The organism is Rhizobium sp. PAMB 3174 (assembly GCF_052908375.1).
The window spans coordinates 3,128,654-3,140,968 of the sequence record NZ_CM128608.1 but is presented as its reverse complement, the minus strand read 5'-3'; the positions used below and the strand labels follow the sequence as shown (position 1 = coordinate 3,140,968).

Below are 12,315 nucleotides of genomic sequence, written 5' to 3'. Positions count from 1 at the left end.
TTTCCCGCAAGAACGCAAATTCTGTTTTAAAGCGAACAACGTGACGGGCATCCGCATATCTGAAGTTGAGAAATTGTCGGCCGAGGTTCTTGTGTCGGACGAGAGCCGCGCATCGGCGACGCCGATGATGGAACAGTATATCGAGATCAAGGCCAACAATCCGGACTCGCTGCTGTTCTACCGCATGGGCGATTTCTACGAGCTGTTCTTCCAGGACGCGGAGGAGGCGTCGCGCGCGCTCGGCATTACGCTCACCAAGCGCGGCCAGCATATGGGCGTCGACATTCCCATGTGCGGCGTGCCGGTGCATGCTGCCGACGACTATCTGCAGAAGCTGATCTCCAAGGGGTTCCGCGTTGCCGTCTGCGAGCAGGTCGAAGATCCGGCAGAGGCCAAGAAGCGCGGGTCGAAATCCGTCGTGCGCCGCGATGTCGTGCGCCTCGTCACGCCCGGCACGCTGACGGAAGAAAAGCTGCTGTCGCCATCGGAATCGAACTACCTGATGGCGCTTACCCGCATTCGCGGCGCGGGCGGCGAGATGGCGCTGGCCTGGATCGACATTTCGACGGGCGTGTTCCGGCTGGCCGAGACCGATGCCGCGCGGCTGCTTGCCGATATCCTGCGCATCGATCCGCGCGAGCTGATCCTGCCCGACACGCTGTTCCATGATCCGGAGCTTCGCTCGGTGTTCGACGTGCTCGGCAAGGTCGCGGTGCCGCAGCCGCCGGTGCTGTTCGACAGCGCGACGGCGGAAGGCCGCATCGCCCGCTATTTCGGCGTCAAGACGCTGGATGGCTTCGGCGGTTTCTCGCGCGCCGAAATGGCTGCCGCTGCCGCTGCCGTCGCCTATGTCGAGAAGACGCAGATCTCCGAACGGCCGGCGCTCGGCATCCCGGAGCGGGAGGCCGCCGCCTCGACGCTGTTCATCGATCCGGCCACCCGCGCCAATCTCGAGCTTGCGAAGACGCTGTCGGGCGACCGCAACGGCTCGCTCCTGAAAGCCATCGACCGCACCGTCACCGGCGGCGGCGCGCGCATGATCGCAGAACGGCTGATGTCGCCGCTGACCGATCCCGACGCGATCAACCGGCGGCTCGATTCGATCTCCTACCTGCTCGGCCGGCAGGCTTTGACCGACGATATCCGTATGGCGCTGAAGCACGTGCCGGACATGCCGCGCGCGCTCTCCCGCCTGGCGCTCGACCGCGGCGGGCCGCGTGATCTCGGCGCCGTGCGCCAGGGCATTGAAGCCGCCCGCACGATTGCCCTGCGCCTTGCCGCCGACCTCCCGCTGACGGAGGAGCTTTCGGCGGCGCTCGATGGGCTGAAGGCACTGCCGACCGAGCTAGAGAGCATGCTGGGTGCGACCCTTTCCGACGAACTGCCGCTCCTGAAGCGCGACGGCGGCTTCCTGAGCGCCGGCGCCAATGCCGAACTCGACGAGGTCCGCGCGCTGCGCGACGAGAGCCGCCGCGTGATCGCCGGCCTGCAGCTGCAATATGCGGAAGAGACCGGCATCAAATCGCTGAAGATCAAGCACAACAACGTGCTCGGCTATTTCATCGAGGTCACCGCCGGCAATTCCGGGACGATGACCGGCACCGACGAGGCGAAGGGCCGCTTCATCCACCGCCAGACGATGGCGAGCGCCATGCGGTTCACGACGACGGAGCTCTCCGATCTCGAAAGCCGCATTGCGAACGCCGCCGGCCGGGCGCTGGAGATCGAACTCGAAGCCTTCGACAGGATGAAGGCCGCCGTCGTGGCGCAGGCCGAGGCGATCAAGGCCGGCGCACGGGCGCTTTCCGTTCTCGACGTCGCGGCCGCTCTTGCCGTGCTGGCCGAAGAGCAGGGCTATTGCCGGCCGCATGTCGACGGCTCGAAGGAGTTCGCCATCGTCGCCGGCCGCCATCCGGTCGTCGAGCAGGCATTGCGCCGCCAGTCCGAGCATCCCTTCGTGGCCAACAATTGCGACCTGTCGCCGGAAAGCGGCGGCGATTTCGGCGCGATCTGGCTTCTGACCGGCCCTAACATGGGCGGTAAATCGACCTTCCTGCGCCAGAACGCGCTGATCGCCGTCATGGCCCAGATGGGTTCCTTCGTGCCGGCCGGTTCCGCCTCGATCGGCGTCGTCGACCGACTGTTCTCGCGCGTCGGCGCCTCCGACGATCTCGCCCGCGGACGTTCCACCTTCATGGTCGAGATGGTCGAGACGGCGGCGATCCTCAACCAGGCGACCGACCGCTCGCTGGTCATCCTCGACGAGATCGGCCGCGGCACGGCGACCTTCGACGGCCTGTCGATCGCCTGGGCGGCGGTCGAGCACCTGCATGAGGTCAATCGCTGCCGCGGCCTGTTCGCCACGCATTTCCACGAGCTGACGGTGCTGTCGGAAAAGCTCGGGCGGCTGTCGAATGCGACGATGCGGGTGAAGGAATGGGACGGCGACGTGATCTTCCTGCACGAGGTCGGCCCCGGAGCCGCGGACCGTTCCTACGGCATCCAGGTCGCCCGCCTCGCCGGGCTGCCGGCGGCCGTCGTCTCGCGGGCCCGAGAGGTGCTGACCATGCTGGAGGACGCCGACCGCAAGAACCCTGCCCATCAGTTGATCGACGACCTGCCGCTTTTCCAGGTGGCGGTCCGGCGCGACGAGCAGTCAAAAGCGAAGACGTCCGCCGTCGAGGAGGCCTTGAAGGCGATCAATCCGGACGATATGACACCGCGTGACGCGCTCGACGCGCTCTATGCCTTGAAGAAACGACTTGGAAATCCTTGATACCTATAGTCGCGACGCGGATGCGCGACAGGGAGTTTGAGGGCCAATGCAGGCGAGACATTCCGGCAACGGGCTGGTCAGAAGCGAAACAAAGAACGAAGACCGGCAAACCATGGCCAGGAACGACAGCGAACTTTCGAACATTCTTGACGTGGACGCCCTGAAGGCGGCCTGCAACAAGATCGCCACCGCGCACAAGTCCGATGCCGGCGCGATGCGCATGGCGCTGCTCACCGAGCTGCGCAAGGCCAGCCAGGCCGGCCGTGAAAAGGCCCGTGAACTGCTGTTCGAGGATGGCGGCGGACTCGCCTGCGCCAGGCGGATTTCCTGGCTGCAGGACAACCTGATCTCGATCCTCTACGAATTCGTGCTGACCCACGTGCATGACGAGAAGAAGGACGCGATGGCGGTCTGCGCCGTCGGCGGCTATGGCCGCGGTACGCTGGCGCCCGGCTCCGACATCGACCTTCTCTTCCTGTTTCCTGCGAGCCAGAAGCCGTGGATGAAGCAGGTCGTCGAATACATCCTCTACATCCTCTGGGACATGGGCTTCACCGTCGGCCACGCGACGCGCACGATCAACGAGTGCATCTCGCTGTCGAAGAGCGACATGACGATCCGCACCGCCGTCCTCGAAGTGCGCTATCTCTGCGGCGCGCCGGTGCTGGTCAGCGAACTCGAAAGCCGCTTCGAAAACGAAGTCGCCCACGATACCGGGCCGGAATTCATCGCCGCCAAGCTCGCCGAGCGCGATGCCCGGCATTCCAAGAGCGGCGACACGCGCTATCTGGTCGAGCCGAACGTCAAGGAAGGCAAGGGCGGTCTCCGAGACCTTCACACGCTCTACTGGATCTCGAAATACTACTACCACGTCCGCGACACGCAGGACCTCGTCAAGCTCGGCGTCTTGTCGCGCGCCGAATTGAAGCTGTTCAACAAGTCGGAGGATTTCCTCTGGGCGGTGCGCTGCCACCTGCATTTCCTCACCGGCAAGGAAGAGGAACGGCTGTCCTTCGACGTCCAGCGCGAGATTGCCGAAAATCTCGACTACCAGCCGCGTCCCGGACTTTCTGCCGTTGAGCGCTTCATGAAGCACTATTTCCTCGTCGCCAAGGATGTCGGTGACCTGACGCGGATCTTCTGCGCGGCGCTCGAAGACGAACAGGCGAAGTCCATTCCCGGCCTGACGGGCGCCTTCACGCGCTTTACCAAGCGCGCCCGCAAGATCCCCGGCACGCTCGATTTCGTGCAGGAGCGTGGCCGCATCGGGCTCGCCGACCCCGAGGTGTTGAAGCGCGATCCGGTCAACATCATCCGCCTGTTCCACATGGCCGACGTCCAGGGCCTCGAACTGCACCCGGACGCGCTGAAGGGCGTCACCCGCTCGCTGAAGCTGATCGACAACAAGCTGCGCGAGGACGAGGAGGCCAACCGCCTGTTCCTCTCGATCCTGACCTCGCGCAAGGATCCGGCGCTGATCCTGCGGCGCATGAACGAGGCCGGCGTGCTCGGCAAGTTCATCCCCGACTTCGGCAAGATCGTCTCGATGATGCAGTTCAACATGTATCATCACTACACCGTCGACGAGCACCTGCTGCGCACCGTCGACGCGCTCTCGCGCATCGAGCGCGGGCTGGAGAAGGATGCCCATCCGCTCGCCACCAAGGTGATCGCCAGCCTTGAGGACCGCACGGTTCTCTACACGGCCGTGCTGCTGCACGATATCGCCAAGGGCCGCAAGGAGGATCATTCGATCGCCGGCGCCAAGGTGGCTCGCAAGCTTTGCCCGCGGCTCGGGCTGACGCCGATGCAGACCGAACTCGTGGCATGGCTGATCGACGAGCATCTCGTCATGTCGATGACCGCCCAGACCCGCGACCTCGGCGACCGCAAGACGATCGTCGATTTTGCCGAGAAGGTGCAGTCGCTGGAACGCCTCAAGCTTCTGATGATCCTGACCGTCTGCGACATCCGCGCCGTCGGGCCGGGGGTCTGGAACGGCTGGAAGGGCCAGTTGATCCGCACGCTCTACTACGAGACCGAACTGCTGATTGCCGGCGGCTTCTCCGAGGTGTCCCGCAAGGAACGCGCCGCGCACGCCGCCAACAAGCTGCAGGGCGCGCTGGAAGGCTGGAGCGAGAAGGAGCGCAAGGCCTACGTCAAGCTCCACTACCAGCCCTATCTTCTGTCGGTGACGCTGGAGGACCAGATCCGCCACGCGAATTTCATCCGCGACGCCGGCAAGGCCAACAAGGTGCTCGCCACCATGGTGCGCACCCATTCCTTCCACGCGATCACCGAAATCACCGTGCTGGCGCCCGACCATCCGCGCCTGCTGACGATCATCGCCGGCGCCTGCGCCGCGGCCGGCGCCAATATCGCCGACGCGCACATCTTCACGACCTCGGACGGGCGCGCACTCGACACCATCGTCATCAACCGCGAATTCACCAATGACGAGGACGAGCTTCGCCGCGCCGCGGCGATCAGCGCGCTGATCGAAAGCGTGCTGGCCGGAAAGAAGCGCCTGCCGGAAGTGATCGCCAGCAAGGCGAAGAGCCGCAGGCGCCCCAAGGCCTTCACAATTCCGCCGCACGTCACTGTTTCAAACGGTCTGTCGAACAAGTTCACCGTCATCGAGGTGGAGTGCCTGGACCGAACCGGTCTTCTGGCCGATATCGCCGCCGTGCTGTCTGACCTGTCGCTCGATATCCATTCGGCCCGCATCACCACCTTCGGGGAAAAGATCATCGACAGTTTCTACGTGACCGACCTCGTCGGCGCCAAGATCACCAGCGACAATCGGCAGTCGAACATCGTTGCCCGGCTGAAGGCGGTTCTCGCCGGCCAGCAGGACGACCTGCGCGACAAGATGCCGAACGGCATCATCGCACCGGCGCCGGTCGCAACGCCCGCCCAAAAGGCGAAGGTGCGCGCCTCGTGAGCCCGGCCGCACGATGAGCCTCGTCAAGAAATTCGTCACGGTCGGTGGCGGCACGCTCGGCAGCCGCCTGATGGGCTTCGGCCGCGAAATGCTGATGGCGGCAGCCCTTGGCACGGGTCCGATGGCGGAAGCCTTCATGGCCGCCTTCAAGTTCCCGAACCTGTTCCGCCGGCTGTTTGCCGAGGGCGCGTTCAACGCCGCCTTCGTGCCGCTCTTCGCCAAGGAGATCGAGGCGGGCGGCATGGAAGGCGCCAAGCGCTTCTCCGAGGAAGTCTTCGGCGTGCTCTTCACCGTGCTGCTCGGCCTGACGGTGCTGATGGAGCTCGCCATGCCGCTCCTGATGCGCACGATCATCGCGCCAGGCTTTTCCGGCGACAAGTATGACGTGACGGTGCGGCTCGCCGTCATCATGTTTCCCTATCTCGCCTGCATGTCGCTGACGGCGATGCTGTCGGGCATGCTGAATTCCCTGCATCACTATTTCGCCGCCGCCATTGCGCCGATCTTCTTCAACATCGCCATGATCGGCGCGCTGGTCTACGGCCTGTGGATGGACTCCGATGCCGTCACCATCGCCTATTATCTGGCCTGGGCGGTGCTGGTCGCGGGCGTGCTGCAGATCCTCGTTCTCTATATCGGCGTGCGCTTTGCCGGCATGTCCATCGGTTTCCGCCGTCCGCACCTGACGCCGGGAGTGAAGCGGCTGCTGCTGCTCGCCTTTCCGGCGGCCGTCACGGGCGGTGTGCAGCAGATCAACCTGATCATCGGCCAAGCCATCGCCTCGCTGAAGGAAGGCGCGATCGCCTCGCTGCAATATGCCGACCGGATTTACCAGCTGCCGCTCGGCGTGGTCGGCGTCGCCGTTGGCGTCGTCCTGCTGCCGGAGCTGGCGCGGGCGCTGAAGGGTGGCCACAAGGCGGAAGCGGACAACCTGCAGAACCGGTCGATCGAGTTCGCGCTGTTCCTGACACTGCCCGCCGCCGCCGGCATCTTCGCGCTGGCGCCGGACATCATCCGCCTCGTCTACGAACGTGGCGCCTTCCGGCCGGAAGCCACGGCAACCGTTGCCGCCGTGCTCACCCTCTTCGGCTTCGGCCTGCCGGGCTTCGTCCTCAACAAGGCGCTCACCCCCGGCTTCTTCGCCCGCGAGGATACGAAGACGCCGATGCGTTTCACGATGATGTCGGTGGTCTTCAATACGGTGCTGTCCGTCAGCCTGTTCCCGATCCTCGCCGAACGCGGCATCGCGCTCGCCGAGACGCTGGCCGGCTGGCTGACCGTCGTGCTCTTGTTCTACACCCTGCGCAAGCGGGGGCATCTGACGATCGAGCGCTCACTCGTCTCGCGGGTCATCCGCATGATGATCGCCTCGGTGATCATGGCCGCCGCCGCGCGCTATGGTGCGAACTATTTCTCCGCCAGCCTCGCATCCAATGCGACGTCGCTGGAGCAGGCGGCGGTCCTGTTGCCGCTGATCGCCGCCGCGTTCGTGCTCTATCTGGTCATCGTCTTCGCCATCGGCGGCGCGGATATCGGCATGATCCGCCGCAGCCTGAAGCGCGGCCGCGCCAAGCCCGCGGCTTCGGATAAGGCGGACGGAGACATCCAGCCATGAAGCGACTGCTCGGGCTGATCACGCTGGTCGTGCGCAACTATGATCAAGCGCTGGCCTATTACTGCGACGTCCTGGGCTTTGAACGCGTCGAAGATACGGCCTTGCCGGACGGCAAGCGCTGGGTGGTGATCCGCCCGGGCGCCGACGGCGCGGCGCTGCTGCTGGCGGAAGCCGTCGACGAACGCCAACGCATGGCGGTCGGCAACCAGGCCGGCGGCAGGGTGGGCTTCTTTCTGCAGACCGGCGACTTCGCCGCCGATCACCGGCGCCTGTGCGAGCGTGGCGTCCGCTTCCTGGAAGAGCCGCGACACGAGGCCTATGGCAGCGTCGCGGTGTTCGAGGACATCTACGGCAACCGCTGGGACCTGATCGAGCCGAAGGAAAGTTAGGCGATCCCCTTGATTGCCGGCTTTCATCTGTGCATAAGCCCGCGCCAGTAGCATCAACCACGGGAACCTTTGTCCTACGGCATGTCGAGCCCATCGCAGGCGACATCTTGCGGTCACGGCATGACGATAATCGAGGCCCTCCACCAGCTCTTTCGAGGACGTACATGAACCAGTTCCAGCCGCTCGTCTTTTCCGGGGTCCAGCCCACCGGCAATCTCCATCTCGGCAATTATCTCGGCGCCATCCGCAAGTTCGTCGCCCTGCAGGCAACCAACGACTGCATCTACTGCGTCGTCGACATGCATGCGCTGACCGCGCAGCTCGTGCATGAGGACCTGAAGGAGCAGACGCGCTCGATTGCCGCAGCCTTCATCGCCTCCGGCATCGACCCGACGAAGCACATCGTCTTCAACCAGTCCGCCGTGTCCGGCCATGCCGAGCTTGCCTGGATCTTCAACTGTGTCGCCCGCATCGGCTGGATGAATCGCATGACCCAGTTCAAGGACAAGGCCGGCAAGGATGCCGAGAAGGCTTCGCTCGGCCTTTACGCCTATCCGTCGCTGATGGCCGCCGACATTCTGCTCTACCGCGCCACCCATGTGCCGGTCGGCGACGACCAGAAGCAGCATCTGGAACTGACCCGTGACATCGCCCAGAAGTTCAACCTCGATTTTGCGGCTAAGATCCGCGCCATCGGCAAGGGCATCGACATCAAGGTCGGCGACGAGCCGGTGCATGCCTATTTCCCGATGGTCGAGCCGCTGATCGACGGCCCGGCGCCGCGCGTCATGAGCCTGCGCGACGGCACGAAGAAGATGTCGAAATCGGACGCCTCGGACCTTTCGCGCATCAACCTGATGGACGATGCCGACACGATCGCCAAGAAGGTCCGCAAGGCCAAGACCGATGCCGACGGCCTGCCGAGCGAGACTGCGGGTCTTGCCGGACGCCCGGAAGCCGACAACCTCGTCGGCATCTATGCGGCGCTCTCCGACAAGTCCAAGGCCGACGTGCTTGCCGACTTCGGCGGCCAGCAGTTCTCCGCCTTCAAGCCGGCGCTGGCCGATCTCGCCGTCGAGGTGCTGTCGCCGATCACCGGGGAAATGCGCCGGCTGATGGACGACACGGCGCATATCGACGCGATCCTGAAGGACGGCGCCGAGCGCGCCAATGCCCGCGCCGAAGTCACCATGAAGGAAGTCCGCGACATCGTCGGCTTCCTGTGATCTGAGCGCCTTGCGCCTGCCGTTTCGAGGCCTTCTCAGCCGTGTCGGGGAGGGGGCTTGCGAAGCGGGGGGCGCGGTGGCAAAGTCCGCGCCATGGTATCAAAACGTCTTTCACGGCTTGAGGGTCACCGCCGCAAATTCATGGCGGTGATCGACAATACGCCCGAATGCGAGCGCGCTGTGCATTACGCAGGGCGCCGGGCGAAGAACTCCACCGGCGGTCTCGTCCTGCTCTTCGTCATCCCGGAGGGCGACTTCCAGCAATGGCTGGGGGTCGAGGAGATCATGCGCGCCGAAGCGCGCGAGGAGGCGGAATCGATCGTCGCCAAGGCGGCGCAGAAGGTGCGCGAGACGATCGGCATCGAGCCGGAGATCGTCATCCGCGAGGGAAGCGCCACCGAGGAGATCAACAAGCTGATCGAGGACGACCGCGACATCGCCATCCTCGTTCTGGCCGCAAGCTCCGCCAAGGAAGGGCCCGGCCCGCTGGTGGCCTCGATCGCCGGCCGCAGCGCCACCTTCCCGATCCCGGTCACCGTCCTGCCCGACACGCTTTCGGATGAGGAAATCGACGCGCTCTGCTGATCGCCAGGCCTTCGCGGAATTCTGTTCCGGAAATCCTGCATGGTGCGATCATGTTTTCGTGCTATAAGCCGCGCAAGCGCCGACTCCGTCCTTGAACTGGCATGACATTCGGCCTATTTTCTTTTGAAAGATTCTAAAGAATGCCGGCGCATGTTCCGGCATGCGGAGAGATACGATGTTCATTCAGACCGAAGCCACGCCGAACCCGGCGACCCTGAAGTTCCTGCCGGGCAAGGTGGTGCTGGAAACCGGAACGGCGGAATTCCGCTCTGCGACGGAAGCGGAAGCCTCGCCGCTCGCCTCGCGCATCTTCGCGGTGCCGGGCGTGACCGGCGTATTCTTCGGCTACGATTTCATCACCGTGACCAAGCAGGATCAGGAATGGCAGCACCTGAAGCCGGCGATCCTCGGCGCGATCATGGAGCATTTCATGACCGGCGCGCCCGTCATCGGCAACGCCGCGCAGGATGATGCCGATCTGGACGGCGAGTTCTTCGAGAAGGGCGACGAAACGATCGTCGCAACCATCAAGGAACTCCTGGAAACCCGCGTCCGCCCGGCGGTTGCCCAGGATGGCGGCGACATCACCTTCCGCGGCTTCCGCGATGGCAAGGTCTATCTCAACATGAAGGGCGCCTGCTCCGGTTGCCCGTCCTCGACGGCGACGCTGAAGCACGGCGTCCAGAACCTGCTCCGCCACTTCGTGCCGGAAGTACAGGAAGTCGAGGCCGTCTGACAGTGAAGATAAACGGCGGACGGCGATGATCGTCCTGGCACTGGATACGGCGGGGGTCGATTGCTCCGCCGCGCTCTACGACAGCGATACGGATGAAATTCTTGCCGAGGTGAGCGAGACGATCGGGCGCGGCCATGCCGAACGCCTGATGTCCTTCGTCGAGGCTTGCGTCGAGCAGTCCGGTCTGACGCTCGATCATGTCGATCGGATCGCCGTGACCATCGGCCCGGGCTCGTTTACCGGCATCCGCGTCGGCGTTGCCGCGGCCCGCGGGTTTGCGCTGGCGCTCGGCGTTCCGGCCGTTGGCGTGTCGACACTGGCGGTGCTGGCTGCGAAGGAAATCGAGGCCGGCTGCGGCGATGCCGTCATGGCCGCGATTGATGCCAAGCGCGGCGAAATCTATTTGCAGGCTTTTAACTCTCGGGGCGTAGCATCGACTGAGGCAGTGGTCGTGAGCGTGGAGGACGCAAGAGCGACTGCGGCGGCGTTTGAAGGCAGGATCATCGGATCCGGAGCCGCGCTGCTGGCCGGCGAGGGGAGGGAAGCGGACGTGGATCATTACCCGATCAGGACACTGGCAAGGCTGGCATCAGCCGAAGACGCCAGTATGGTGCGACCGAAGCCGCTCTATCTGAGGGGCCCGGATGCCAAGCCGCAAAGCGGATTCGCTCTCGCACGGAAATGAACGACATGCTGGCTTCCTTTCTCTCCTTCAAACCGGAATTCGAAATTCTGGCAATGGATGCGTCCGATTGCCGCCGGGTGGCCGAGGTGCATGCCGAACGCTTTTCCCGGCCGTGGAACGACGGCGAGTTCGAAAGCCTGCTGACGCAGGAAAACGTCTTCGGCTACGTCGCCCGCCAGCGCAATACGGTGTTCGGCAAGCCGGTGGCTGGCTTCGTGCTCGCCCGCGAAGTGGCCGGTGAAGCCGAAATCCTGACGATTGCCGTCGGCAGCAAGTACGGCCGCTTCGGCCTCGGCTGGCGGCTGATGCTGGCGGCCCTGCACGAGGCGAACCGCCGCGGCGGCGAGGCGATTTTCCTGGAGGTCGATGACACCAACACCGCAGCCCTCGCCCTCTATCGCAAGATGGGGTTCGAAAAGGTCGGCGAACGTCCGGCCTATTATTCCGATCCCAAAATTGGCAAGACCTCCGCGCTCGTCATGCGGCGGGATCTCCGCTAGCCTTGGCGGATCTTGTCTCAGGACATGGGATGATGGAGAGCAGCCGTTGATGGTCTGGTTGCGTGCCGCAATCGTGGCGGTCGTCCTCACGGTGACGACGCTTGTCCTCTTGCCGTTCCAGCTCGTCGGCCTGAAATTCGACCTGCCGATCGCGCGGCGTATTCCGCGCTGGTGGCACTGGGTCGCCTGCCGGATGCTGGGCATCCGGGTGCGCGTCCATGGCCGGCTGGAGACCCGCCGGCCGCTCATGCTGGCTCCCAACCACGCCTCCTGGCTCGACATTCTCGTGCTCGGATCGATTGCCGACGTCGCCTTCATCGCCAAGTCGGAGGTCAAGGGCTGGCCGGTCTTCGGCCAGCTTGCCCGCTGGCAGAACTCCGTCTTCATCGAGCGCGAGCAGAAACGCGCCACCGGCAAGCAGGTGAGCGAGATCGCGCTGCGCATGGCCAAGGGTGAAGTCATGGTGCTTTTTGCGGAAGGCACGACCGGCGACGGAAACCGCGTGCTACCGTTCAAGACGTCGCTGTTCGGGGCGGCCACCTCCGCGCTTGCTTCTGCACCCGAGGGCGTGGTCCACATCCAGCCGGTGGCGATCGCGTTCACCGGCTATCATGGCGCGCCGATGGGCCGATATCATCGCCCGGTCGCTGCCTGGGTGGGCGACGCCGAACTGCTGCCGCATCTGGTGGGCATCCTGCGCGCCGGCGCATTCGAGGTCGATGTCAGCTTCGGCGAGCCCTTGGCATTTACCGCCGAAACGAAGCGCAAGGACGCGGCCGCCTATCTGGAGGACCGCGTGCGCACCATGCTGCAGAGGCATCTGCACGGCCGCGACATCGACTGAGGCCCCTGGGGTCCG

10 protein-coding genes are annotated in these 12,315 nt (G+C 64.6%); all 10 read left to right on the top strand.

Annotated elements, in window-relative coordinates:
- Positions 1-124 precede the first annotated feature (124 nt).
- The 10 genes from mutS to ACU5AY_RS15035 all read left to right on the top strand — a co-directional run bounded on the left by mutS (position 125) and on the right by ACU5AY_RS15035 (position 12,300).
- Positions 125-2,776, top strand: a complete 2,652-nt coding sequence (mutS, locus tag ACU5AY_RS15080) for a DNA mismatch repair protein MutS (protein ID WP_446829027.1) — start codon at positions 125-127, stop codon at positions 2,774-2,776.
- Positions 2,777-2,888: 112 nt separating this feature from the next.
- Positions 2,889-5,720: a [protein-PII] uridylyltransferase gene (locus ACU5AY_RS15075; protein ID WP_446829026.1), complete on the top strand. Its 2,832-nt coding sequence runs from the start codon at positions 2,889-2,891 to the stop codon at positions 5,718-5,720.
- A 13-nt stretch (positions 5,721-5,733) separates the two neighbouring features.
- Positions 5,734-7,335 carry a murein biosynthesis integral membrane protein MurJ gene (gene murJ, locus ACU5AY_RS15070; RefSeq protein ID WP_446826814.1) on the top strand — a complete coding sequence of 534 codons (1,602 nt, stop codon included), beginning with the start codon at positions 5,734-5,736 and terminating at the stop codon, positions 7,333-7,335.
- Entirely contained in the window at positions 7,332-7,724 is a 393-nt protein-coding gene (locus ACU5AY_RS15065) for a VOC family protein (protein ID WP_446826813.1), read from the top strand. Before murJ ends, ACU5AY_RS15065 begins: the two co-directional genes overlap by 4 nt.
- A 164-nt stretch (positions 7,725-7,888) precedes the next feature.
- Positions 7,889-8,950: a tryptophan--tRNA ligase gene (trpS, locus tag ACU5AY_RS15060; protein WP_446826812.1), complete on the top strand. Its 1,062-nt coding sequence runs from the start codon at positions 7,889-7,891 to the stop codon at positions 8,948-8,950.
- A 93-nt stretch (positions 8,951-9,043) separates the two neighbouring features.
- Positions 9,044-9,535 carry a universal stress protein gene (locus ACU5AY_RS15055; protein WP_446825506.1) on the top strand — a complete coding sequence of 164 codons (492 nt, stop codon included), beginning with the start codon at positions 9,044-9,046 and terminating at the stop codon, positions 9,533-9,535.
- Positions 9,536-9,710: 175 nt separating this feature from the next.
- Positions 9,711-10,271, top strand: coding sequence for a NifU family protein (locus ACU5AY_RS15050; protein WP_446825505.1), 561 nt, complete (start codon positions 9,711-9,713; stop codon positions 10,269-10,271).
- A gap of 25 nt (positions 10,272-10,296) precedes the next feature.
- Entirely contained in the window at positions 10,297-10,956 is a 660-nt protein-coding gene (gene tsaB / locus ACU5AY_RS15045) for a tRNA (adenosine(37)-N6)-threonylcarbamoyltransferase complex dimerization subunit type 1 TsaB (RefSeq protein WP_446826811.1), read from the top strand.
- 5 nt (positions 10,957-10,961) lie between these two features.
- Complete coding sequence (gene rimI / locus ACU5AY_RS15040) at positions 10,962-11,456, top strand: ribosomal protein S18-alanine N-acetyltransferase (RefSeq protein ID WP_446825503.1); 495 nt, start codon at positions 10,962-10,964, stop codon at positions 11,454-11,456.
- A gap of 46 nt (positions 11,457-11,502) precedes the next feature.
- Complete coding sequence (locus tag ACU5AY_RS15035; protein ID WP_446826810.1) at positions 11,503-12,300, top strand: lysophospholipid acyltransferase family protein; 798 nt, start codon at positions 11,503-11,505, stop codon at positions 12,298-12,300.
- Positions 12,301-12,315 lie beyond the last annotated feature (15 nt).

Excerpts from the sequence above, each read along its gene's own strand:
- mutS (WP_446829027.1), top strand. The coding sequence starts at position 125 with ATGATGGAACAGTATATCGAGATCAAGGCCAACAATCCGGACTCGCTG.
- ACU5AY_RS15075 (WP_446829026.1), top strand. The coding sequence starts at position 2,889 with ATGGCCAGGAACGACAGCGAACTTTCGAACATTCTTGACGTGGACGCC.
- murJ (WP_446826814.1), top strand. The coding sequence starts at position 5,734 with ATGAGCCTCGTCAAGAAATTCGTCACGGTCGGTGGCGGCACGCTCGGC.
- ACU5AY_RS15065 (WP_446826813.1), top strand. The coding sequence starts at position 7,332 with ATGAAGCGACTGCTCGGGCTGATCACGCTGGTCGTGCGCAACTATGAT.
- trpS (WP_446826812.1), top strand. The coding sequence starts at position 7,889 with ATGAACCAGTTCCAGCCGCTCGTCTTTTCCGGGGTCCAGCCCACCGGC.
- ACU5AY_RS15055 (WP_446825506.1), top strand. The coding sequence starts at position 9,044 with ATGGTATCAAAACGTCTTTCACGGCTTGAGGGTCACCGCCGCAAATTC.
- ACU5AY_RS15050 (WP_446825505.1), top strand. The coding sequence starts at position 9,711 with ATGTTCATTCAGACCGAAGCCACGCCGAACCCGGCGACCCTGAAGTTC.
- tsaB (WP_446826811.1), top strand. The coding sequence starts at position 10,297 with ATGATCGTCCTGGCACTGGATACGGCGGGGGTCGATTGCTCCGCCGCG.
- rimI (WP_446825503.1), top strand. The coding sequence starts at position 10,962 with ATGCTGGCTTCCTTTCTCTCCTTCAAACCGGAATTCGAAATTCTGGCA.